We start from the raw sequence: 24,185 nt of genomic DNA, 5'->3' as shown, positions 1-24,185 counted from the left end.
TAATCGGCTGCACCGAGCGTACCGCCCCCATCAAGGAGCCTTCATGCAGGTCGACTTTCTCGATGCCCATGAACGTCACTGGCAGGATGCCGAACTGCTGCTGACCAATCAGCGACTGGCGAATGCCGATCATCTATATGGTATGAGCGCCGAGTGTGGCCTGAAGAGACTGATGCTCGCGTTTGGCATGAAATATGACTTTCAGAAGAGTCTCCCTTCTGACAGAAAGGATCAGCAGCATGTCGATAAGCTCTGGATGCGCTATGAAGACTATCGGACAGGGCATCGCCAAGGCACGGGCTATGCCCTGCCATCTGACAACCCCTTTTCCAACTGGCATGCCTCGCAGCGCTATTCCAGCCAGGCGGGTTTCAGTACGCCACGTGTGACCGATCACCGGACCGGCGCCGAGCTTGTCTGCAACCTGATTCGCAAGGCCAGACGTGAGGGGCTGCTATGAGCACTTTCGACCAGATTCTGACCACCATTCATGCTGTTCTACAGCAGAGCGCACCCAACCTGCACACCATCGGAGAATTGCTGATCAACCGTGATCTCAATGGCCGGGTACGGTTGATCGCTCTGGAGACGGTCCGCAGCGATCCACAAGCCATACAGGCACTGAAGGACATCTGCGCGCAACTGGCTGAACGGCTCGGGCCACATGCCTGGCCGGTGGAGCGCGCAATCCTGTTCGAAGATGATCTGCAGCAGGCCAGAAGCGACGCCCCGAGCTTCTCCCTGCGCGATTTCCCGCAGGTGTGGGTTGTCGACCGGCTGGCTACCGAAGGCGACTGGGCACGCATATCCGCCAAGTCCACAGGTGCTCCCCGCATCGTGTTCTTTTCCATCAAGGGAGGAGTAGGCCGCTCGACCGCACTGGCGGCGACAGCCTGGTCACTAGCGCAAGCCGGCAAGCGGGTACTGGTGCTTGACCTGGACCTGGAATCGCCGGGCCTGTCCTCGGCCCTGCTGCCGGAGGACTACCGACCGGCCTTCGGCATCACCGACTGGCTGGTCGAGGATCTGGTCGATAATGGCGCGGCAATCTTGGGAGAAATGGTCAGCATCAGCCCATTGAGCCATGATGGCGAAATTCGGGTCGTGCCCGCACACGGCAGCCATCCCGGGGAATACATCAACAAGCTCGGACGGGTATGGATGCCCAAGGTGTTCGCCGATGGCAACCGCGAAGGCTGGTCGACACGCCTGTCTCGCCTGATTGCCGAGCTGGAGCAAAGCCATCGTCCCGACGTGATCCTGCTCGACTCGCGCGCAGGCATCGACGAAGTGGCCTCCAGCTGCGTGACCGATCTGGGAGCCGGCCTGGTATTGCTGTTTGCCATCGACGGCGAGCAGACCTGGACAGGCTATCGCATCCTGTTCGAGCACTGGCAGCAGTACGATGTCGCTCCGACCATTCGTGAGCGCCTGAAGGTGGTCGGCGCCATGCTGCCGGATGACGAACGTCGCACCGAGTACTTCGATGGCCTGCGCGAACGCAGCCACGAGCTGTTTCTCGAAGCGCTCTACGATGAAATCCCCGCAGGGGAGATAGGCGAGAATTGCTGGACATTCGATGTCGACGACATCACCGGCCAGCACTATCCCCTGCCGATCAGCTGGAATCGGGGTTTTTTTGCCCTGCAATCACTCCATGAGCGGATGGGCAGTCTGGATCAGCGGCAGGTCGACCATGTCTTTGCCGAACTCATCCAGTACATTTCCGCATTCGTTCAGCAAAAGACCCGGACAGACGCATGACCCAGGCCCAAGCCCTTCGAGAGGCAATGCTGGAAGCTCAGCTGGAAACCAGCAACTACGGGGAAACCCCGGCAGCCAGCAACCTGTACATTCCTCCGGCACACATCAAGGCGCTCAATCTGGAGTCGACACTGGTGGTCGGGGGGCGGGGAGTCGGCAAGTCCTTCTGGACTGCAGTGCTGGGTGATAGCGGGCTGCGCAGTCTGATCGGCAGCAGCGTGCGCCAGCTGGACCGGGCCGAGGTTTGCATCGGCTTTTCGCTCAATGAGAACATCGACCGACATCCGAACCGCGACAGCTTTTTCCAGCTACGGACGGCCGGTCATGCACCCTATGACATCTGGCGCACCGTCATCCTGCACTGGCTTGCCGAGCGGCTCGACCACCCGCTACCGGCCTCCCGGTGGCCGGCGCGAGTCGAATGGCTGAAACAGAACCCGGAAGACGTTTCCCGGCTGATGGTGCAGGCCAACCAGAAATTCGCTGGTGAGAACCGCCATGCCCTGTTTGTATTCGATGCACTGGACCGCACCAGTAACGACTGGCGCAGCATGGACGAAATCGTGCGCGGCCTGCTGGAAGCCGCCCTCTGGCTGAAGTCCTTTTCGCATCTGCATGCCAAGGTCTTCCTGCGGGAAGACCAGATGGAGCGCAATGTGACCAACTTCGCGGACGCCTCCAAACTGCTGGCCAGCCGGGCCACCCTGAACTGGGAGCGTCACGACCTGCATGGTCTGCTCTGGCAGCGCCTGATCAATGCACCCGATAGCGCGGGTGAACAGCTGCGCACCCTTTTCCAGACTGTCGCGGGCTGCCAGCCGAGCCAACGTGAAGGCATCTGGCAACTGCCCGATGAAGCACGCCGGGAAACACCGCTGCAACGCACCCTATTCGAGAAACTGGCCGGCCCATGGATGGGACGTGATCCTCGTCGAGGCGTGCCCTATATCTGGTCCGTCAGTCATCTGGCCGATGGCCGTGGTCAGACCTCACCACGCTCGTTCCTGGCCGCCATCCGCCAGGCGGTAGAAGATTCGGTTCAGCGCTATTCGGCCGAAGAGCTGCCAATCCACCACGAAAGCATCAAGCGTGGAATTCGAGAGGCATCGGACAATCGGGTCGAAGAACTTGCCGAAGAGTTTCCGTGGATCAGGACCTTCCTCGGATGCCTGAAAGGTCTCACTGTGCCCTGCAACTACGAGCTGATTCTGGAGCGCTGGCAAGATGCCTTCCCGTCCGGGCCGGCCTCTGCCTCGCTGGATGATCGCCTCCCACCACAGCATGCCGAACGCGGCTGGGACGGCATTTGTGAAGACCTGCAGCGCCTCGGTCTGCTCGAGCGCAAGAAGGATGGCCGGATCGACATGCCCGACCTGTACCGCGTCGGCTTCGGGCTGGGCCGACGGGGTGGGGTCAAGCCAAGTAGCAAGCAATAAAGACGCTTGCTGTAGCCTCACACCAGTCATTCGCACAGTTGCCCCTACTTGCCATACCCCGCGCGGCAAATGCCGCGCCATTCCAGTACACCCAGCGACAAAAGCCCGGGCCCGCAGCGGCAAGCCCGGACGCGCCGATTTTTCTACTGTCATGACCTCTCGCTTCTTCCAACAACAACAAGAGATCTGTCATGGCCGGAAAACCTGCAAACCAGCATTCGGGTACCGATAGCGCGGTGCCCCTCGATCAACGTCTCAGCCGCGGCTCGCTGACCATGGCCTGGTGGGGCATCTGCAGCGCGATGTTCTACCTGGTGGTCGGCGCCGCCCTGGCGATGGGCTTCGGCACGCGCAACGCGATCATCGGCCTGCTGCTGTCGGTGGTCTGCTACGGGGCGATCAACGCGGTGATCAGCCGCTACGCCATCGCCTGCGGACTGTCGGTGGCGCAGTTCTCGCGCCATCTGTTCGGCCGCGCCGGCGCCGCGCTGGCGACCCTGCTGTTCAGCGCCACCGCCATCTACTACGCCGCCTTCGAGGGCTCGGTGATGGCCGTGGCGCTCAACCACTACGCCGGCGCGGTGAGCCTCGGGCAGGCCTACCTGATCGTGGTGGTGTACAGCGTGCTGCTGATCTTCGGCCACGCCATGCGCTGGCTGGACAAGCTCAACGGCGTGCTGCTGCCGCTGTACCTGCTCGGCCTGGTCGCGGCGCTGCTGATGGCGGTGGACCAGTACGGCTATTCCTCCGCCTGGCTGGAGCTGGCGCCGGAAGGCGGCGCGCCCGCGTACGGCTGGTGGAACTGCTTCACCTACTTCATGGGCGTCTGGGTGCTGATGATGTACACCTGGGACTACGCCCGCTTCGGCCGCGCCGAGGACAGCGACTACCACGCGCGCGTCAACTTCGGCATGCCGTTCTACGCGGTGGCCTTCCTGCTCAACGGCCTGGCCGGGATCTTCCTCGCCGCCACCATCCCCACCGAGGGCGGTGTCAGCGAGGTGTCGGTGGTGCTGTCGATCGTCCAGTTGATGGGCCTCTGGGGCCTGCTGTTCGTGTGGGTCACCCAGACGCGCATCAACACCGGCAACTTCTTCCTCGGCGCCACCAACCTGCAGGCGCTGGGCGCCAGCCTCGGCCTCGGTCGCGTGCCCTACGTGGTGTGGGCGGCGCTCACCGGCCTCACTGTCTACCTGCTGATGCGCTTCGACGTGTTCAGCTACATCCTCCAGGCGCTGGCCTGGCAGAGCATCTTCATCGTCGCCTGGGTGGCCATCGCCCTGGCGCACATCTTCGCCGCCCGCGGCGTGCCCGTGGCCGACGACGCCAGCCTGCCGGCCATCGACGCCCGCGGCCTGCTCGCCTGGTTCGCCGCCGCCGCGACCGGCATCGTCCTGCTCAAGGCCGGCGACGCCAGCCTGGCGACCTTCTCGGCGCCAGCCACCTTCGTCGTCGCCTTCGCCGGCTACCGCCTGCTGGCCAGCGGCCGCCGCCGCGCCTGGTCGGCCGGCACCGACAGCCTCTGAGCCTGGGGCAGGCGCCCGCCTGCCTATCTTCCCCATCACGGAACGCGCCGCCTCCCGGCGGTGCGCTTCCGGTGTGCCCGCAAAACAACGACAACACCCGGAGACACCCGATGCGTCACCCGCTCACCCGCCGCACTTCCCTGCTGCTGTGCCCGCTGCTGGCCGCGCCGCTGCTGACCGCCTTTGCCCTGCCGGCCGCCGCCGTGCAGGTCACCGACAACCTCGACCTCGGCGGCGCGATCCGCGGCCGCCTGGACTACGACCCCGACCGCGACATCGCCGAGTTCGGCTTCGACACCGCCTTCCTCACCGCCACCTATACCTCGGACAGCTGGATCGGCGCGGCCAAGTACCGCTTCTACGGCAAGCACCGCCCGTTCGACTACACCGACAAGATCGGCGACATCTCCTTCGCCGAGTACGCCTGGCTGGGCTACAAGCTCGACGCCGAACGCCAGGTGCAGGCCGGCCTGATGCCGATTCCGTTCGGCCTGCAGCCCTACTTCGGCAGCACCTTCTTCTTATCGCTGGGCAACGTGATCGGCCTGGAGGACACCCAGGACATCGGCATCAAGTACACCCAGAAGAACGACGACTGGGACCTGCAGGCCGCCTGGTTCGGCATGCCCGCCGAACAGGGCAAGGGCACCAGCCGCGGCGGCCGCACCTACGGCACCAGCGTGGCCAGCGCCGACGCCTACGTGGTCGACGGCAGCGACAACCACGAGGAGAACATCGTGGTCGCCCGCCTGGCGCGCAACCTGCAGCTCGGCGACTGGGCCTCGGAAGTGGGCGTGTCAGGGCTGACCTCGACCCTGGAGAACCAGGACACCGGCAAGGACGGCGACCGCCGCGCCTTCGCCGTGCACTACCTCGGCCAGAACGGCCCGTGGGGCGTGCAGTTCCTCGCCGCGCGCCAGTCGATGAGCCCAGAGAACCCCGGCAGCGACCACCTGGTGTCCTTCGGCAGCTTCGACGGCACCTTCAACGTCGCCGCCAAGGGCAACCTGTACGTCGCCGACCTCAGCTACACCCTGCCCGGCCAGTACGGCTGGTTCTCCGGGGTCAAGCTGTACGCCAACTACAGCCACTTCACCAAGGACGCCAGCGGCTTCGAGGACTCGCAGCGCTTCATCGCCGGCAGCTCGTTCACCTTCGGCCCGCTGTGGATCGCCCTGGAATGGCTGCACGGCAAGCACGACCCGTACATCGGCGGCGGCAGCTACACCCAGAGCCTCGGCGCCGGCGGCAGCGACCGCTGGGAGAACCAGGTGTACAGCAACGTCGGCTACTACTTCTGATCCACCGCAGCGCCAACCCCTAGTCCCCTGTTCAGGCCAGCCTCGCGCTGGCCTTTTTTTCGTCCGCGCCACGGTAGTGGGCGCCGACCTCCCCCGGAGGAGCCAGCCTGCCGGCGATCCTCCCTGTGCCGCCCGGGGGGCGCCAGCCAGCCGGCTCCAACGCGCCATCCCCGAGTGCACGCAGACGCAACAAAGGGTGCACCCCGCGACAAGCCCGCCCGCCGCGCGCCGCGTAGCTTGTAGGTCAGGGCGGCGCCTTGCGAGACGCCCCTCTCCGACAACAACATGATGTGTGGTGAACCATGAGTACAGTAGATCCGATCACCCTCGCGGTCGTGCGCGGGGCGCTGGAAACGGCCCAGCGCGAGATGACCCTGACCCTGGAGAAGACCGGCCGGTCCAGCGTGTTCAACCTGGCCCACGACTACTCCAACGCCCTGTTCGACCACTTCCCGGAAATGATCCTGCAGGGCCAGGACATCCCGATCCATCTGGGCTCGCTGATCCCGGCGATGAAGTGCGTGGCCGAGTTCTTCGACGGCGACATCGCCGAAGGCGATGTGATCTATCACAACGACCCGGCCTACAAGGGCAGCCACATCCTCGACTGCTGCATGTACAAGCCGGTGTTCTTCAAGGGCGAGCTGGTGTTCTGGACCGTGTGCAAGGGCCACCTCACCGACATCGGCGGCCCGGTGCCGGCCGGCTACAACCCGGACGCCAAGGAGATCTACGCCGAGGGCCTGCGCATCCCGCCGGTCAAGCTGTGGGAGAAGGGCCGCCGCCGCGAGGACGTGTTCAACCTGCTGCTCACCAACATGCGCGCCCGCCCCTACCAGGAGGGCGACCTCAACGCCCAGTACGGCGCCTGCTGCGTGGGCGAGCGCCACCTGCTGGAGCTGGTCGAGAAGTACGGCGTCGAGCAGGTGCGCGCCTGCATCGCCGAGCTGAAGAACATGGCCGACCGCCACATGCGCGCCCTGCTGCGCGACGTGCCGGACGGCCACTACAGCGGCACCGCGATCCTCGAGGACTCCGGCCACGGCCTCGGCGAGCTTGAGATCACCGCCCACGTCGAGATCCGCGGTGACGAGGCCCACGTGCGCATCGAAAGCCCGCCGCAGGTGCCCTACTTCATCAACTCCTACGAGGGCAACTCGGTATCCGGCGTCTACCTCGGCCTGATGATGTTCGCCCAGGTGCCGCCGCCCTACAACGAGGGCCTGTACCGCTGCGTCAGCGTCGACCTCGGGCCCAAGGGCACCCTGTGCAACGCCGAGGAACCGGCGCCGCACGTCAACTGCACCACCACGCCGATGGAAACCCTGGCCGACGCCGTGCGCCAGGCGCTGGAGCAGGCCGCGCCCGAGCGCGTCACCGCCTCCTGGGGCCACGCCAGCGGCATCAACATCGCCGGCCACGACCCGCGCCGCGAGGGCGACGAGTACGTGACCATGGTGCTCGCCTCGGTCATCTCCGGCGCCGGCGCCAACAAGGTGATGGACGGCTGGCACGCCTGCGGCCCGCTGTGCTGCTTCGGCGCGCTGATGAGCGGCGACATCGAGCTGCTCGAGTACTCCTACCCGATCGTCATCCACCGCTACAGCCTGATGAGCGACAGCGGCGGCGCCGGCGAGCTGCGCGGCGGCTCCGGCACCCGCCTGGAGATCGAACCGCTGGAGCACGAGATGACCGTGGTCGGCTTTGGCGAGGGTCGCCAGCTGGCCACCGCCGGCGCCGCCGGGGCACGCAACGCGCTGATCGAACCCAAGCTCGGCCGCCTGATCCACCGCCGCGCCGACGGCGAGGAAACCCACTACATCCAGAACCCAGTGCTGACCGTGCGCCCCGGCGAGCGGGTGATCAACGTCAACCCCGGTGGCGGTGGCTACGGCGATCCGCTGCGCCGCCCGGTCGCCGCGGTCCTCGACGACCTGCGCAACGGCCTGGTCTCCGCCGAGGGCGCCCGCCTGGAGTACGGGGTGATCGTCGACGCCGCCGGCCATCTCGACGAAGCCGCCACCCGCGCCGCCCGCGCCCCCCACTGAGCACTGCTGAGGAACATCGACATGCGTAACCAATATCGTCTGGGCATCGACGCCGGCGGCACCTTCACCGACTTCATCCTCGCCGACCGCGACGGCGGCGTGCAGCTGTTCAAGGCGCCGTCCACCCCGCAGGACGGCACCCTGGCGATCCGCGCGGGTCTCGCGCAGATCGCCGACGCCACCGGCCGCTCGCCGGCCGAGATCATTGCCGACTGCGACCTGTGCATCAACGGCACCACCGTGGCGCTCAACGCGCTGATCGAGCGCACCGGGGTCAAGGTCGGCCTGCTGTGCACCGAGGGCCACGAGGACAGCCTGGAGATCCGCCTCGGCCACAAGGAGGAAGGCCACCGCTACGACGCCCACTACCCGCCGGCGCACATGCTGGTGCCGCGCCACCTGCGCCGCCCGATCGGCGGGCGCATCCTCAGCGACGGCCGCGAGTACAGCCCGCTGGACGAGGACGCGGTACGCGAGGCCATCGAGTATTTCCGCGCCGAGGGCGTCGAGGCGGTGGCGATCTCCTTCGTCTGGTCGGTGCGCAACCCGGCCCACGAGCGGCGCGCCGCCGAGATGGTGCGCGCCGCCCTGCCCGGGGTGTTCGTCTGCACCGGCGTCGAGGTGTTCCCGCAGATCCGCGAGTACACCCGCACCTCGACCACCGTGGTCAACGCCTACCTGAGCCCGGTGATGGCGCGCTACGTCGAGCGCATCGACGCGCTGTTCGAGGAACTCGGCGCCCAGCAGCCAGTGCGCTACTTCCAGTCCAACGGCGGCCTGGCGCCGGGCGGCATGATGCGCGAGCGCGCGGTCAACGCGATCAACTCCGGCCCGGCCTCGGCGCCGCAGGCCGGCCTGTCGGTGGCCAAGCCGTTCGACATCGACAACGTGATCACCGTCGACATGGGCGGCACCTCGTTCGACATCACCCTGACCAACGCCGGGCGCACCAACTTCAGCAAGGACGTCGACTTCCTGCGCCAGCGCATCGGCGTGCCGATGATCCAGGTGGAAACCCTCGGCGCCGGCGGCGGCTCGATCGCCCACCTCGACGAGTTCGGCATGCTCCAGGTCGGCCCGCGCAGCGCCGGCGCCAAGCCCGGCCCGGTGTGCTACGGCAAGGGCGGCACCGAGCCCACGGTGACCGACGCCAACCTGGTGCTCGGCTACCTGCCCGACGGCGCCCTGCTCAGCGGCAGCATCCGCCTCAACCGCCAGGCGGCGCTGGACGCCATCCGCAGCAAGATCGCCGACCCGCTGGGCATCAGCATCGAACGCGCCGCCTACGGCATCACCACCCTGGTCAACCTGAACATGGTCAACGGCATCCGCCGGGTGTCCATCGAGCGTGGCCACGACCCGCGCGACTTCGCCCTGATCGGCGCCGGCGGCGCGGCCGGCATGCACGTGGTGCGCCTGGCCGAGGAGATCGGCATCCACACCGTGCTGATCCCCAAGGTCGCCTCCGGCCTGTGCGCCTTCGGCCAGATCCTCTCCGACATGCGCTACGACCAGCTGACCAGCCTGCCGATGCGCCTGGACGCCGGCCACGTCGACCTCGTGCGCCTCAACCAGGCGCTGGCCGAGCTGCGCGACAAGGGCCTGGGCAACCTGCGCGAGGACGGCTTCGCCGCCGACACCATCGAGTGCCACTACACTCTGGAGATGCGCTACCTCGGGCAGATCCACGAGTGCAGCGTGGAACTGGCCAGCAGCCAGCTCGACGACCAGGGCCTCGCCGCGCTGTGCGACGCCTTCCACCGCCGCCACCAGGCGCTGTACTCCTACAGCGAGCCGGGCAGCCCGGTGGAGCTGGTCAACCTGGAGTGCTCGGTGATCGGCCGCCTGCCCCGCCCGCCGCTGCCGGAACTGCCGCAGCCGGCCGAGGTCGGCGAGGCCGCCCCGTCCAGCCTGCGCAAGATGCTGTTCAGCGCCGACGGCGACTGGCAGGCCACCCCGGTGTACGACGGCAACCAGCTGCAGGCCGGCCAGACCGTGCAGGGTCCGTGCGTGATCGAGGAAAGCACCACCAACATCGTCATCCCGCCGGGCTGGCAGGCGACGCTCACCCCGTCAGCCACCTACCGGGTGACCCCAAGGACTTGACCACCCGGTCACCCCGGCCAATGATGGCGAAATAACAGTGCGGCAGGGATTTCCCTGCCGCACTGTCCTCATAACAACGATAATCGTGAGGACCGGCCATGGCTCAACAGCTCTCAACCCGTTACTGGCCGCAACAGGAACGCCAGCTCCGCTGGGCAGAAGCTATCGGCACCACCTACTTCCCCCTCAGCCTGGAGTTCGCTCCCGGCGCCACCTTCCAGGGCAGCCTGCACGTCTGGGACACGCCCAGCACGCCGCTCACCCTCTCCCGCCTGCGCTCCAGCCAGCTCGCCTACTCGCGCAGCAAGGCCCAGGTCAGCCAGGACCCGGAAGCCTGCTACCTGGTCACCGTGCCGCGGCAGACCGAGGTGCACTTCGAACAGGACGGCCGCGCCCTGCGCTGCCAGCCGGGCGGCTTCATCGTCGAGCGCGGCGATGCGCCCTACCGCTTCCAATACGCCGCCGACAACGACCTCTGGGTGTTCAAGCTGCCCGAGCGCGCCCTGCACGGCCAGCTGCGCGGCGCGGAACGCTACACCCGCTTCTGCTTCGACGCCCGCCGCGGCCTGGGGCGGATCTTCGTCGAACAGCTCGGCCTGTGCGCGGCGCGCTTCGACGAGTGCGACGCGAGCGCCCGCCACCTGCTGCTGGAACAGGCGCTGGCCACCCTGCTGATGGCCCTGCGCCAGGACGAGCGGGTGCTCAACAGCGAGACCTCGACCCTCGCCGCCGTGCACCTGCAGCGCGTCGAGCAGTACATCGAGCGCCACCTGGCCAACCCCGAACTAGCCCCGGCGCAGATCGCCGAGGCCTGCGGCCTGTCGCTGCGCTACCTGCACAAGCTGTTCGCCGCCACGCCCTACACCCTCGGCGAGTGGGTTCGCCTGCAGCGCCTGGAGGCGGTACACCGCCAGCTGCGCGATCCGCACTGTCACCTGTCGATCGGCGAACTGGCGTTCCGCTGGGGCTTCAACGACCAGGCCCAGTTCACCCGCGCCTTCCGCCAGCAGTACGGCTGTACTGCACGGGAGGTGCGTGGGGGGTTGCAGAGGCGGGGGGAGTGAGGGCGGCGGTCGATTGGAAACTGCGGCCAGGGAGGGCCATGGTTTTTGTATGAAGCGACGGCTTAATTGAACAGATGGCTGCATAGTCTCATCTACCGACCAAAGCGGAGCGCTGTACCACACTGGAAACTGGAGAGCTTTAGCGGCAAACTCAGCGCCATACTTGCATTCGCTGGCTAAGGGGAAGGAAGTGGGAGCTGAGCTTGACAAGGTCAAGGACCGAAAGAAAAGCAGAGCATTAATCGAAGACCTTTATCAGGAATCGAGCCGTGTCTATGTAATCCACTACTCCTGCGAATCTTTCTACGAGAACGCAACAGGAGAATCCAAGCGCGTAACATCCATAGCCATCAGAAATCTAAAATCCGGACAGACCAAGTCATGGTCAATCCATAAGGAAGCCGAACTAAACAAGCAACTAGAAAAAATATCAAGCGACCTTGATAAGTTCGAAAAATCCATGCTGAAAGGATACTTCGCATTCCTTGAAAAACATAAGGACTGTCGATTCCTGCATTGGAACATGCGCGACGAAAACTTTGGCTTTTACGCCCTTGAGCATAGATATCGGGTACTTGGTGGAAAGCCATTTGAACTTCAAGACGACAAAAAAGTAGACTTAGCGAGAGAACTTGTAACCTTGTACGGACGCAACTATGCGCCACACAAGGACTCCAGGGGACGCAAGGGACGAATTATGGCTTTGGCTGAACTCAACAATGCAAGCGATCAAGATGCCCTTCCTGGCGCTGATGAGGCAGCAGCATTTGTAAACGCCGAATACATAAAAATGCACCAGTCTACGCTAAGAAAGCTAGATCTATTCGCAAACTTCTTCGAGCGCACTCACGACAAGACCCTTAAAACCGCATCAAGCTGGTGGGATAGACACGGTGCCCATCCCGTGGTAATTCTGGAGGCCATGAAGGAACATCCAATCTACACCACAATTGTTGTTTTAAGCCCACTAGCAATAGCATCAGTCAACTTTTCAAATTTTGGAAAGTTCGTGCGAGAGCTACTCCAATAATACCTACAAAAGAGCAGATATATTTTCACTAAAACCATCTCACCGCCCCTCCTACAGCATATCCTCCAGCGAGCTCGAAGCGTTCGAGCCGTAGGCTCATCTCCTGTTTGTCGATGATCAGCGGCGGACAGAGGGTGATGGCGTCACCCATGGCGCGGCCGGCCAGGTAGCGACCGGGGGTGCTCGGCGTCTGGTACGGCACCTTGCCACCTCTGTCGCTGACCAATCCGGGATACCCGCGCGCCGACTAACCCCCAAGCCTCTTGACGAAGTGATGGCAGCCAATCTGGTAGTGATGGCGCATGTACAGCCGATGCGCCGCCGCCCTCTCCCGGCCGACGCCGGAGTCCAGGTGCACGGCGCTGCAGCCCAGGCGGGCGGCCTCGGTTTCGGCCCACGCCATCAGGCGGTCGCCGAAACCGCGCCCGCGCCACTTCGGCAGGGTGGCGATGTCGACGATGTACAGCGACTGGCCCAGCCAAAGCGAGTGCTGGATGCGGTAGCCGAGCACGGCGGCGGCCACGGGGGAGTCGTCGGCGAAGATGCCGACCAGCTGGTAGCCGTTGGGCCGCAGCTGCTGGTCGATCACCCGCAGCATGTCCTCCGGCGCGTAGTGCGGCCAGAGTTCGCGCAAGGCGTCGACCGCGCTGGCGGTGTTGTCTGCCGTGATCGGCACGACCTGGATGTTCAAGGGGACCTCCTTTTCGGGTAGCGCTCCATGGTGCGGACAGGCGCCTGAGTCGACGCCTGCCGCTCGGCTGCGTCCGCAGATGCAAGAGGGCCGGCTTGCGCCGGCCCTCCCGTTCAGCTCACTTCGCCCACTGCGCCGTGTCCTCCAGCGCGCGTTCGAAGCGCTCGAGCAGCAGGCCCATTTCCTGCTCGTCGATGATCAGCGGCGGGCAGAAGGCGATGGCGTCGCCCATGGCGCGGGTGATCAGGCCGTGCTGCTGGGCGCGGCCGGCCAGGTAGCGGCCGAGGGTGCCGGTGCTCTGATACGGCGCCTTGCTGTCCTTGTCGCCGACCAGCTCGACCGCGGCGATCAGGCCGCTGCCGCGTACCTCGCCAACCAGCGGGTGGTCGGAGAAGCGGCGTAGCGCGGCGTGCATGCGCTCGCCCATGGCGGCGGCGTGGGCAACCAGGTTGTCCTCCTCGATGACCTTCAGGTTCTCCAGCGCCACCGCGGTGGCCACCGGGTGGCCGCTGGCGGTGAAGCCGTGGCCGAGGGTGCCGAGCTCGCCGCTCTGCGCCTCGATCGGCTGGTACACCGCGTCGTTGATCAGCACCGCGGCGATCGGCTGGTAGGACGAGGACAGCTGCTTGGACACCACCATGATGTCCGGGCGGATGCCGAAGGTCTGGCTGCCGAACATGTTGCCAGTACGACCGAAGCCGCAGATCACCTCGTCGGCGATCACCAGGATGTCGTACTTGCGGCAGACCTGCTGGACCTTGGTCCAGTAGGTGTGCGGCGGCACGATGACGCCGCCGGCGCCCATCAGCGGCTCGCCGATGAAGGCGGCGATGGTTTCCGGGCCCTCGGCGAGGATGCGCTGCTCCAGCTCGGCGGCCAGGCGGTCGGCGAACTGTTCCTCGCTCTCGCCCGGCAGGGCGTAGCGGTAGTGGTGCGGGCAGCCGACGTGCAGGAAGCCCGGCAGCGGCAGGCCGAAGCCGCGGTGGTTGGCCGGCAGGCCGGTGAGGCTGGCGCTGGCCACGGTGATGCCGTGGTAGGCGTTGGTGCGGGCGATGAACTTCTTCTTCTCCGGCCTGCCGAGGGCGTGGTTGCGGTACCACACCAGCTTGACCACGGTGTCGTTGGCCTCGGAGCCGGAGTTGGTGAAGAACACCTTGCTCATCGGCACCGGCGCCACCTGGATCAGCTTCTCGGCCAATTCGATGCTCGGCCGGTGCGCCTTGTGGCTGAACAGGTGGTAGAACGGCAGGGTCTCGAGCTGCTGCTGCGCGGCGCGGATCAGGCGCTGGTTGCTGAAGCCCAGGGCAGCGCTCCACAGCCCCGACATGCCTTCGATGTAGTCCTTGCCCTGTTCGTCGTAGACGAACACGCCTTCGCCGCGCTCGATGATCAGCGGGCCCTGCTCCTGGTGCAGGCGGGCGTTGGTGTAGGGGTGCAGCTGGTAGTGGATGTCCTTCTCTTGCAGCGATTGGCTCATGACGCACGCTCCATGGGGGTTGGGCAAGGCATTCGGGGCTCAGGCGGTCTGGCGCTGCCTGTTGAACCCGGGCAGGTCGGCGAGCTGGGCGTCGATCTGCTCGATGATGTAGGCACCGATCGGGATGGCCGAGGTGGCCGCCGGCGACGGCGCGTTGCACACGTTGACGCTGCGCCGCGTGTTGCGGAACAGGAAGTCCTCGATCAGCTTGCCCTCGCGGGATACCGCCTGGGCGCGCACGCCCGCCGGGTAGGGCTTGAGGTCCTTGAGTTCGATGCTCGGGCAGTACTTGCGCACTTCCTGCAGGTAGCCGCGCTTGAACAGCGAGTTGCGCATCTCCACCAGGCCGGGGCGCAGGTTGTTCTTCAGCACCTTGAGGATGCCCGGGTCGGTGAGCATGGCGAAGGTGTCGGACAGCGAGATGTCGCGCTTGCGGTAGCCCTCGCGCTTGAGCGCCAGCACCGCGTTGGGGCCGACGGTGACGGTGCCGTCGATCATCCGCGTCAGGTGCACGCCGAGGAACGGCATGGACGGGTCGGGGATCGGGTAGATCAGGTGGTTGACGATGCGGTTGTGCTCGGCCGGCAGCAGGTAGTACTCGCCGCGGAACGGGCAGATGCTGAAGCCCGGGTCGAGGCCGAGCATGCGCACCACGCGGTCGGCCATCAGCCCCGAGCAGGAAACCATGAAGCGGCTGCTGAACTCGCCGGCGGAGGTCTTCACCACCATCTCGGTGGGGCGCTCCTCGAGACCGACCACCTCGGTGCCGTAGCGGATCTCGCCGCCACGCATCTGGAACTCGCGGGCCATGGCCGCGGCGACCTCGGCGTAGCTGACGATGCCGCTGGACGGCACGAAGATGCCGCCGATGCCGGTGATGTTCGGCTCGCGCTCGCGCAGCTGCTCGGCGCTCAGCCATTCGCGCTCCAGGCCGTTGGCGGCGGTACGCTCCCACAGCGCCTTCATGCGCTGCATCTCCAGCTCGTTGGTGGCGACCAGGAGCTTGCCGCACTCGTCGAAGCGGATGCCGTTCTCGGTGCAGAACTCCTTGGTCGCGCGGTTGCCGGCCAGGCAGAAGCGCGCCTTGAGGCTGCCGGGGGTGTAGTAGACGCCGGCGTGGATCACACCGCTGTTGTGGCCGGTCTGATGGCGCGCCGGAGCGGATTCCTTCTCCAGCAGCAGCATACGGCAGTCCGGGTAGGCGCGGAGCAGTTGCATGGCGGTGGACATGCCGATGATGCCGCCGCCGATGATGATGAAGTCGTACACCTTGTCTGCCCTTGTCGAGTGATGGTTATGGGGCACGCGGGGCGACGCACGCAGGTTTCCGCCCCAGCGAATGGCTCAAGGCCCGTTCATGCCCTGCAGGCGCCTAGCAGAGCATGAACGGGCGCGAAGGTGTTACTGACGCGGCTGGCGCAGCACCTTCTTGTGGGTGAAGTAGCCGCGCTGGCGCATCAGCTCACGGCGCAGGCCCGGATGGGCGATGAAGCGGTCGCGGCCGTGCAGCCAGCAGTGATTGTTGATCAGCAGGAAGCTGCCTACCGGCACACGCACCGACAGCTTGGCCGGGCTGTTCTCGATGGAGTCACCGAGATCGGCAAGCCAGTTGCCTTCCTCGAAGTTCTTCGGCTGCACGAACTGGTCGATGTAGCTGATGATCGGGCGACCGGCGACGTCGGTATCGAACACCGCGTGGTAGATGTCCTTGGTCACGTTCTTGCTCGGCGGCGCGCTCCAGCGCATCTCGCGGCGAGCCAGCGGGTGGCTGTAGAAGTGCTCCAGGCCCTCCCAGTCGTCCAGGTGCAGCAGCAGCGAGTTGCCGCCTTCCATGTTCTGCTCGTCGATCTTCAGCATCAGCACGTAGTCGGTGTCCTGCTCGACGAAGGTGCCGTCGGTGTGCAGTTCCATCACGCGGTGGGCCTGGCGCAGGTAGCTGTCGGAGTTGTCCTCGTTCTTCACCACGAAGCGCGCGTAGTACTGCCCGCTCATGGCGTCGTAGTTGGAGCGGCCGAACAGGTGGGCCACGGCGGTGGTGAACTTGACCATGTCCTCGGCCTGCTCGACCGAATCCAGCCCCTCGGGGGTGATCAGCAGGGCACCGGTGTCGCGGTCGGCCAGGGTTTCGATCAGCAGCGGCTGCAGGGTGTGGGCACACAGCTCGTCGAGCAGTCGCGCGCAGCGGAAGCGCAGGAACGACTTGTACTCCAGCGCCTGCACCGGGTACTCGGCGGTCGCGGCGAGGTAAGCCTCGACGATGCTGCGCGGGAAGGTCAGCTGCAGCAGGCGCGGCGAGATGGCGGACGGCGCCAGGGTGAAGCCCTGGGGTTCGATCGGCTGGGCGGCGGGCTTGAGTTGGACGACGGTGCTCATGGTGGCGCTCCTGGACAGGTCGACGGATGAGTGAGATGTTTTTGTTTACTGTCGGCGTATTCGAAAAATATCGACATTTTTTACTGATGTCAAAAATTTCCAACACGTGCGGACGAAAGGCCCACTCCGCCCGCCTTTGGGTATGATGGCCGGGCATCACGAGGAAGGATGGCGAGCATGGAAACCCTTGTTTCCCAAGAGAATCTGGCGATCCGCGGGCATCAGCTGCTCAAGCGCGACATCATTCGCGGCGTGTTCAGCCCCGGTGAGAAGCTGCTGATGAGTGGCCTGAAGGCCCGCTACGGGCTGGGCGTCGGCCCGCTGCGCGAAGCCTTGTCGCAACTGGTGGCCGAGCGCCTGGTGGTGGCGATCAGCCAGCGCGGCTACCGGGTGGCGCCGATGTCACTGGATGAGCTGTTCGATATTTACGACGCCCGCGCCAACCTCGAGGCCATGCTGCTCGGCCTGGCCATCGAGCGCGGCGACGACGCCTGGGAGGCGGAAATCCTTGCCCGCGCCCACACCCTGACCAAGGTGGTCGAGGTGCGCAACGCCGAGGAGCAGCTCAGTCTCTGGGATGCCCGTCACAAGGCGTTCCACACGGCCATCGTCGCCGGCTGTGGCTCGGCACAGCTGCTGCAGGTGCGCGCCTACCTGTTCGACCAGGCCGAGCGCTACCGCCACCTGTGGCTGCAGCACACGGTGTTCTCCGAGCAGGCGCTGGAGGCCAAGCGCCGCGAACACGCCACGCTGATCGAGGCGATCCTCGCCCGTGACCAGGAGCGCGCCTGCCGGCTGATGCGCGAGCACCTGATGGGGCCGGTGCCGATCATCACCGAGCTGATGAAGGCGCAGGGCCTGGCCAGCCGCGAGGCGGTCGCCGCGCGCGCCTGAACGCCTGCAGCACTTTCGCCGTTGCCGCTGTCTGATGGACAGGCCGCTCGTCGGCCCTGTCCTGCAGACTCCTGGAACCCGCCATGACCAAGCCTTTCCCCGCCCTGCTCGGCCTCTGCCTGCTCTGCACCGCCAACGCCGCGCTCGCCGACCACGACCGCCGCTGGTGGCGCGACTGGGGCGACGAGCGCAAGGAAGAGTTCTGGGACGGCCCCTGCCGGGTCAAGCTCGAGTCCGAAGACGACGAATTCAAGCGCGAGATCAAGTGCAAGGGCGGCCGCGGCGCCTGGTGGCACGGCGAGTGGAAGGACGAGTTCCGCGACGGCCGCTGCCGGATCAAGCAGGACGTCAAGTACGACGAGTTCAAGGAAGAGGTGAAGTGCGACTGAGCCGGGCGCCGGCGACGCGACTCCTCCGACAGACGGCCGAGCCATGCCGGCACGGACGCCCGTGAAGGGGTAGAGTGTCAGGCAACACGGAGGCCTCGCCATGTCCCTCAGCGTTTTCGACCTGTTCAAGATCGGCATCGGTCCGTCCAGCTCGCATACCGTGGGGCCGATGCGCGCCGCCGCACGCTTCGCCAACGAGCTGCGCGATAACGGCCTGCTGGCGGCCACCGCCACGGTGAAGGTGGAGCTGTACGGCTCGCTGGGCGCCACCGGGCGCGGCCACGCCAGCGACAGCGCGGTGCTGCTCGGCCTCGAGGGCGAGCAGCCCGACCAGGTGGATACCGCGCGGATCGCCGAGCGTCTGGCGGCGATCCGCCGCCACGACCAGTTGCTGCTGCTCGGCGAGCGGCCGATCCGCTTCTGCGCGCGCGAGCATCTGCTGTTCCTGCGCCGTACCCTGCCGCGCCATCCCAACGGCCTGATCCTGCGCGCCTTCGACTCCGCCGGCCTGCAGCTGCACAGCGGCGAGTACTACTCGGTGGGCGGCGGCTTCGTGGTGGCGGCGGGCGAGGATGCCGGCGCCACCCCCGGCCCCGAGCTGCCCTATCCGTTCCACAGCGCCGCCGAGCTGCTCGCCCAGTGCGCCGCGCACGACCTGTCGATCAGCGCGCTGATGGCGGCCAACGAACTGGCCTGGCGCCCGGAGGCGGACACCCATGCCGGCCTCGCGCGCATCTGGCAGGTGATGCAGGACTGCGTGACCGCCGGCTGCAGCAACGAGGGCGAGCTGCCCGGCGGGCTCGGCATCCGCCGCCGCGCCCCCGGGCTGCTGCATCACCTGGAGGCGCGCGCCGAGACCGACGATCCGCTCGGCGCACTGGACTGGGTCGACCTCTATGCCCTGGCGGTCAACGAGGAGAACGCCGCCGGCGGCCGGGTGGTCACCGCGCCCACCAACGGCGCTGCGGGCATCGTCCCGGCGGTGCTGCACTACTACTGGCGCTTCGTGCCCGGCGCCAGCAGCGAGGGCGTCGAGCGCTTCCTGCTCACCGCCGCGGCCATCGGCATGCTCTACAAGGAGAACGCCTCGATCTCCGGCGCCGAGGTGGGCTGCCAGGGCGAGGTCGGCGTGGCCTGCTCGATGGCCGCCGGCGCGCTGTGCGAGGCGCTCGGCGGCAGCCCGCCACAGGTGGAGAACGCCGCGGAGATCGGCATGGAGCACAACCTCGGCCTCACCTGCGACCCGGTCGGTGGGCTGGTGCAGGTGCCGTGCATCGAGCGCAACACCATGGGCGCGGTGAAGGCGATCAACGCCGCGCGCCTGGCCCTGCACGGCGACGGCCGCCACTTCGTGTCGCTGGACCAGGTGATCCGCACCATGCGCCAGACCGGCGCGGACATGCACAGCAAGTACAAGGAAACCGCGCGCGGCGGACTGGCGGTGAACATCGTCGAGTGCTGATCCGTGCGACGCGACCGCCACCGGCCGCGTCGTGCCCTCTTCACAGCGCCGCGCCGGCCTGTGACTATCCTTCCCCCGACAGTCCCGGCGCCGCGCCGGGCATTCCCCCCCGGTGCGCCCGCGCGCACCCCACTGGAGAGCGTCACGTGACCACCGCAAGCCTCGCCCGTACCCCGCTGCACGCCCTGCACCTAGAGCTCGGCGCCAAGATGGTGCCCTTCGCCGGCTACGAGATGCCGGTGCAGTACCCGCTCGGCGTACTCAAGGAACACCTGCACTGCCGCGAGCAGGCCGGCCTGTTCGACGTCTCGCACATGGGCCAGATCATCCTGCGCGGTACGCAGGCCGCCGCGGCGCTGGAGCGCCTGGTGCCGGTGGACATCCTCGACCTGCCGGTGGGCCTGCAGCGCTACGCGCTGTTCACCGCCGACGACGGCGGCATCCTCGACGACCTGATGGTCGCCCGCCTCGCCCCCGACTGCCTGTTCCTGGTGGTCAACGCCGCCTGCAAGGAGCAGGACCTCGCCCACCTGCAGCGGCATCTCGGCGCCGACTGCGCCGTCGAGTCGCTGTTCGAGTCGCGCGCCCTGCTCGCCCTGCAGGGGCCGAAGGCGGTGGACGTGCTCGCCCGCCTGGCGCCGCAGGTGGCGCAGATGACCTTCATGCAGTTCGCCAGCGTGGCCCTGCTCGGCGTCGACTGCTACGTCAGCCGCTCCGGCTACACCGGCGAGGACGGCTTCGAGATCTCCGTGGCGGTCGAGCATGCCGAAACCCTGGCCCGCGCCCTGCTCGGCGAGGCGGAAGTCCAGCCGATCGGCCTCGGCGCGCGCGACTCGCTGCGCCTGGAAGCCGGCCTGTGCCTGTACGGCCACGACATGAGCACCGCCACCACGCCGGTCGAGGCCAGCCTGCAGTGGGCGATCTCCAAGGCCCGCCGCGTGGGCGGTGCGCGCGAAGGCGGCTTCCCCGGCGCGGCGCAGATCTTCGCCCAGCAGCGGGACGGCGTGGCCAGCAAGCGCGTCGGCCTGCTGCCGCAGGAGCGCGTGCCGGTGCGCGAGGGCGCGGAGATCGTCGACGCCGAGGGCGCCGTGATCGGCAAGGTGAGCAGCGGCGGCTTCGGCCCCAGCCTGGGCGCGCCGCTGGCCATGGGCTACGTCGCCAGCGCCCACGCCGAACTGGGCAGCGCGGTCTGGGCCATGGTGCGCGGCAAGCGCGTGGCCATGCAGGTGGTCAGGACCCCGTTCGTGCCGCAGCGCTACTACCGCGGCTGAAGGCCGCACCGGACCGGCGGCGCACTGCCGCCGGTCGCTGCCCCCGGGACCCGCCGGGGGCGCGAACTATCCTCAACTGTCCGGGAGCCCGCCGGCCCCCATCCCGGCTACCGACAGCGAGAGGAGAAGTCAGCATGCCCTCCACCATTCGACTGCACCGCGTCCTGCGGGCGACACCCGAACGCATCTACCGCGCCTTCCTCGATGCCGACGCCCTGGCCAAGTGGCTGCCACCCAGCGGCTTCACCGGCAAGGTCCACCATCTCGACGCCAGGGTCGGCGGCAGCTACCGGATGTCGTTCAGCAACTTCACCACCGGCAAGGAGCACGCCTTCGGCGGCGACTACCTCGAGCTGGTGCCCCATCAGCGCCTGCGCTACTCGGACCAGTTCGACGACCCAAGCCTGCCCGGCGCCATGCACACCACGGTCGAGCTGCGTGCGGCGTCCTGCGGCACCGAGCTGAGCATCGTGCAGGAAGGCATCCCCGACGCCATTCCCTCCGAAGAGTGCTACCTCGGCTGGCAGGAGTCGCTGCTCCAGCTGGCCGCGCTGGTCGAGGCGGAGACTCCCGACTGAGACGTCGCCGCCGAGCGGACGACAGAAACGCCGAGGCCGCGCCGGCAACAGGTGCCGACGCGGCCTCGGGTCTGCCCGGCTTACGCCAGGCTCTTGCTCAGCACCTCGAACACGTCGCTGGACAGCTCGCCGCTGGCCAGGATGCGCTCCAGCTCGGTGCGCATCAGCGCCTGACGGGCGTTGTCGTACTTGCGCCAGCGGGTCAGCGGGGTCAGCTGGCGGGCGGCGATCTGCGGGTTGAGGGCGTTGAGGGCGATCACCTGGTCGGCGAGGAAGCGGTAGCCGGCGCCGTCGATGCGGTGGAAGTTGACGTGGTTCTGGTTGGCGAAGGCGCCGATCAGCGCGCGCACCTTGTTGGGGTTCTTCAGGGTGAAGGCCGGGTGGCGCATCAGCTCCTGCACGCGTTCCAGACCGCCCGGCAGCGGGCAGCCGGCCTGCACGCTGAACCACTGGTCCATGACCAGGGCGTCGTCCTTGAAGTGCTCGGCGAACTTGGCCAGCGCCCCGGCCTTCTCGGCGTCGAACGGCGAGTTGACCAGCACGGCCAGCGCGGCGAGGCGCTCGGTCATGTTGTCGGCGTGCTCGAACTGCTCCTCGCAGGCGTCGAGGACCTCCTCGCTCTGCGCCAGCATCAGGTAGGACAGGATGATGTTCTGCAGGCTGCGGCGGGCGATCTGCGTGGCGTCGGCGGCATACGGGGTGCTGCGCGAGGCCTCGCGGCAGGCCTGGTAGCGCGCCCACAGCAGGTCGAACAGCTCGCGGGAGATTTCCCGGCGAGTGAACTCGCGGGCGATGTGGATGGCGTCGATGTCGGCCACCTCGCTGAGTTCGGCGAGATAGGCCTCGGCCGGCAGGGCGAGCATCTCGGCGACCATCGCCGCATCCAGCGTCTGGTCGGCCAGCACGTGGCGCAGCGCCTCGATCAGGCGGCGGTCGAGGTGCATCGGCTCGCTGCGCTGCTGCTGGCCGACCAGCTCCTGCAGCACCTGCACGGCGAGCTGCTGGCCGGCTTCCCAGCGGTTGAAGCCGTCGGAATCGTGCTGCATGAGGAACATCAGCTGGTCGCGGCCGTAGGGGAAGCTCAGCTTGACCGGCGCGGAGAACCCGCGCAGCAGCGAGGGCAGCGGCTGGGTCGGCACGTCGACGAAGGTGAAGCTCTGCTCGGCCTCGGTCACCGCCAGCACGCGCGAGGTGCCGCCGGCTTCGGCCTCGCCGGAGAGGCGCAGCGGCAGCTCGTGGCCGTGGGCGTCGAGCAGGCCCATGGCCACCGGGATGACGAAGGGCTGCTTGTGTTCCTGGCCGGGGGTGGCCGGGCAGCTCTGCTGGAAGGTCAGGGTGTAGGTCTTGGCGTGGGCGTCGTAGCAGTCCTGCACGGCGAGGCGCGGGGTGCCGGACTGGGTGTACCAGCGCTTGAACTGGGCCAGATCCTGGCCGCTGGCGTCCTCCATGGCCTTGACGAAGTCGTCGCAGGTCACCGCCTGGCCGTCGTGGCGGGCGAAGTACAGGTCGGAACCCTGGCGGAACTTCTCGGCGCCGAGCAGGGTGTGGATCATGCGCAGCACTTCCGCGCCCTTCTCGTAGATGGTCAGGGTGTAGAAGTTGGAGATCTCCATGTAGGCGTCCGGGCGCACCGGGTGGGCCATGGGGCCGGCGTCCTCGGCGAACTGGTGGGTGCGCAGGAAGGCGACGTCCTCGATGCGCTTGACCGTGCGCGAGTTCATGTCGGCGGAGAACTCGGCGTCGCGGAACACGGTGAAGCCTTCCTTCAGCGACAGCTGGAACCAGTCGCGGCAGGTGACGCGGTTGCCCGACCAGTTGTGGAAGTACTCGTGGGCGACCACCGCCTCGACGCGCTGGTGGGCGGCGTCGGTGGCGGTTTCCGGGTGGGCCAGCACGCAGCTGGAGTTGAAGATGTTGAGGCCCTTGTTCTCCATGGCGCCCATGTTGAAGTCGTTGACCGCGACGATCATGAAGATGTCCAGATCGTACTCGCGACCGTAGACCTCCTCGTCCCACTGCATCGACTTCTTCAGGCTGTCCATGGCGTGCTGCAGCTTGCCGATGTTCTCCGGCTCGACGTAGATGCGCAGGGCGACGTCGCGGCCGCTCATGGTGCGGAAGCTGTCCTCGATGCACCACAGATCCCCGGCGACCAGGGCGAACAGGTAGGCGGGCTTCTTGAACGGGTCCTGCCAGGTGGCCCAGTGGCGGCCGCCCTCTTCCTCGCCGCTGGCGATCGGGTTGCCGTTGGACAGTAGGATCGGATAGGCCTGCTTGTCGGCGCTGAGCGTGGTGGTGAACCGGCTCATCACGTCCGGGCGGTCGAGGTAGAAGGTGATCTTGCGGAAGCCCTCGGCCTCGCACTGGGTGCAGAACATCCCGCTGGACTTGTACAGGCCCTCCAGCGCGGTGTTGCGCTCGGGGTGGATGCGCACGCTGCTGTCGATGACGAACTCGCCGCGCTTGGGCTGCAGGGTCAGGTGGCTGTCGGTGAGCAGGTAGTCGGCGCCGCCGAGCGGCACGTCGTCCATGGCCAGGGAGAGCAGCTCGAGCTGCTGGCCGTCGAGCACCAGCGGCGGCAGGCCGGCGCCGGCCTCGGGGTTGCGGCGCATGATCAGTTGCGCATGGACCAGGGTATGGTCCTCGAACAGCTCGAAGGTCAGATGGGTCTCGTCGATCAGGTAGTCGGGAACCCGGTAGTCCTTGAGATGGATGGTCTTCGGTTGCTCGCTGCGCATGGGAACCTCGGCTTGGCAGCCCGCGACGGCGTGGCGC

At 66.9% G+C, this 24,185-nt stretch carries 19 protein-coding genes; 14 read left to right on the top strand and 5 right to left on the bottom strand.

Annotation, left to right across the window (positions count from 1 at the left end; all coding sequences use genetic code 11):
* The first annotated feature begins 43 nt into the window (after positions 1–43).
* The 9 genes from BLT78_RS01775 to BLT78_RS01735 all read left to right on the top strand — a co-directional run bounded on the left by BLT78_RS01775 (position 44) and on the right by BLT78_RS01735 (position 12,275).
* Positions 44–460, top strand: a complete 417-nt coding sequence (locus BLT78_RS01775; RefSeq protein ID WP_090347331.1) for an SAM-dependent methyltransferase — start codon at positions 44–46, stop codon at positions 458–460.
* Complete coding sequence (locus tag BLT78_RS01770; RefSeq protein WP_090347330.1) at positions 457–1,764, top strand: ParA family protein; 1,308 nt, start codon at positions 457–459, stop codon at positions 1,762–1,764. The genes BLT78_RS01775 and BLT78_RS01770 overlap by 4 nt, the downstream gene beginning before the upstream one ends.
* Positions 1,761–3,200, top strand: a complete 1,440-nt coding sequence (locus BLT78_RS01765; RefSeq protein ID WP_090347329.1) for a hypothetical protein — start codon at positions 1,761–1,763, stop codon at positions 3,198–3,200. The genes BLT78_RS01770 and BLT78_RS01765 overlap by 4 nt, the downstream gene beginning before the upstream one ends.
* Before the next feature lie 236 nt (positions 3,201–3,436).
* On the top strand, positions 3,437–4,726 hold the full coding sequence (locus BLT78_RS01760) for a purine-cytosine permease family protein (protein WP_231975676.1): 1,290 nt from the start codon (positions 3,437–3,439) through the stop codon (positions 4,724–4,726).
* 110 nt (positions 4,727–4,836) lie between these two features.
* Positions 4,837–6,027, top strand: coding sequence for a porin (locus BLT78_RS01755; RefSeq protein ID WP_090347327.1), 1,191 nt, complete (start codon positions 4,837–4,839; stop codon positions 6,025–6,027).
* Between the two features lie 302 nt (positions 6,028–6,329).
* Positions 6,330–8,075 carry a caprolactamase subunit beta gene (capB, locus tag BLT78_RS01750; RefSeq protein ID WP_090347326.1) on the top strand — a complete coding sequence of 582 codons (1,746 nt, stop codon included), beginning with the start codon at positions 6,330–6,332 and terminating at the stop codon, positions 8,073–8,075.
* A 21-nt stretch (positions 8,076–8,096) separates the two neighbouring features.
* Positions 8,097–10,181, top strand: coding sequence for a caprolactamase subunit alpha (gene capA / locus BLT78_RS01745; RefSeq protein WP_090347325.1), 2,085 nt, complete (start codon positions 8,097–8,099; stop codon positions 10,179–10,181).
* Between the two features lie 98 nt (positions 10,182–10,279).
* The gene (locus BLT78_RS01740) at positions 10,280–11,245 is read left to right on the top strand and encodes an AraC-like ligand-binding domain-containing protein (RefSeq protein WP_090347324.1); all 966 of its coding nucleotides are present in this window, start codon (positions 10,280–10,282) and stop codon (positions 11,243–11,245) included.
* A 190-nt stretch (positions 11,246–11,435) separates the two neighbouring features.
* A complete protein-coding gene (locus BLT78_RS01735; RefSeq protein WP_090352088.1) occupies positions 11,436–12,275 on the top strand; it encodes a hypothetical protein in 840 nt (279 codons plus the stop codon).
* A 247-nt stretch (positions 12,276–12,522) separates the two neighbouring features.
* Here the strand turns inward: BLT78_RS01735 and BLT78_RS01725 are convergent, their stop codons facing one another.
* The 4 genes from BLT78_RS01725 to glaH form a co-directional block, all read right to left on the bottom strand.
* Positions 12,523–12,966: a GNAT family N-acetyltransferase gene (locus BLT78_RS01725; RefSeq protein WP_090347322.1), complete on the bottom strand. Its 444-nt coding sequence runs from the start codon at positions 12,964–12,966 to the stop codon at positions 12,523–12,525.
* 118 nt (positions 12,967–13,084) lie between these two features.
* A complete protein-coding gene (locus tag BLT78_RS01720) occupies positions 13,085–14,443 on the bottom strand; it encodes an aspartate aminotransferase family protein (protein WP_090347321.1) in 1,359 nt (452 codons plus the stop codon).
* A gap of 39 nt (positions 14,444–14,482) precedes the next feature.
* Positions 14,483–15,712: an L-2-hydroxyglutarate oxidase gene (gene lhgO, locus BLT78_RS01715; protein ID WP_090347320.1), complete on the bottom strand. Its 1,230-nt coding sequence runs from the start codon at positions 15,710–15,712 to the stop codon at positions 14,483–14,485.
* Between the two features lie 132 nt (positions 15,713–15,844).
* A complete protein-coding gene (glaH, locus tag BLT78_RS01710; protein WP_090347319.1) occupies positions 15,845–16,816 on the bottom strand; it encodes a glutarate dioxygenase GlaH in 972 nt (323 codons plus the stop codon).
* Positions 16,817–16,993: 177 nt separating this feature from the next.
* Between glaH and csiR the strand changes: the two genes are divergently transcribed.
* The 5 genes from csiR to BLT78_RS01685 all read left to right on the top strand — a co-directional run bounded on the left by csiR (position 16,994) and on the right by BLT78_RS01685 (position 21,410).
* Positions 16,994–17,710, top strand: a complete 717-nt coding sequence (gene csiR, locus BLT78_RS01705; protein WP_090347318.1) for a DNA-binding transcriptional regulator CsiR — start codon at positions 16,994–16,996, stop codon at positions 17,708–17,710.
* A gap of 83 nt (positions 17,711–17,793) precedes the next feature.
* The gene (locus tag BLT78_RS01700) at positions 17,794–18,099 is read left to right on the top strand and encodes a hypothetical protein (protein WP_090347317.1); all 306 of its coding nucleotides are present in this window, start codon (positions 17,794–17,796) and stop codon (positions 18,097–18,099) included.
* Between the two features lie 100 nt (positions 18,100–18,199).
* Positions 18,200–19,561 carry an L-serine ammonia-lyase gene (locus BLT78_RS01695; RefSeq protein ID WP_090347316.1) on the top strand — a complete coding sequence of 454 codons (1,362 nt, stop codon included), beginning with the start codon at positions 18,200–18,202 and terminating at the stop codon, positions 19,559–19,561.
* A gap of 146 nt (positions 19,562–19,707) precedes the next feature.
* A complete protein-coding gene (gcvT, locus tag BLT78_RS01690) occupies positions 19,708–20,832 on the top strand; it encodes a glycine cleavage system aminomethyltransferase GcvT (RefSeq protein WP_090347315.1) in 1,125 nt (374 codons plus the stop codon).
* A gap of 134 nt (positions 20,833–20,966) precedes the next feature.
* Positions 20,967–21,410 (top strand): SRPBCC family protein, encoded by a 444-nt coding sequence (locus tag BLT78_RS01685; protein ID WP_090347314.1) that lies wholly within the window; start codon positions 20,967–20,969, stop codon positions 21,408–21,410.
* Positions 21,411–21,490: 80 nt separating this feature from the next.
* Here BLT78_RS01685 and pepN read toward each other — a convergent pair whose 3' ends face one another.
* Entirely contained in the window at positions 21,491–24,148 is a 2,658-nt protein-coding gene (gene pepN, locus BLT78_RS01680) for an aminopeptidase N (RefSeq protein WP_090352086.1), read from the bottom strand.
* Between the last annotated feature and the right edge of the window lie 37 nt (positions 24,149–24,185).

This window comes from Pseudomonas oryzae (genome assembly GCF_900104805.1).
GTDB lineage: Bacteria > Pseudomonadota > Gammaproteobacteria > Pseudomonadales > Pseudomonadaceae > Geopseudomonas > Geopseudomonas oryzae.
The sequence above is the reverse complement of the archived record's forward strand: the minus strand, read 5'-3'. Positions and strand labels throughout refer to the sequence as shown.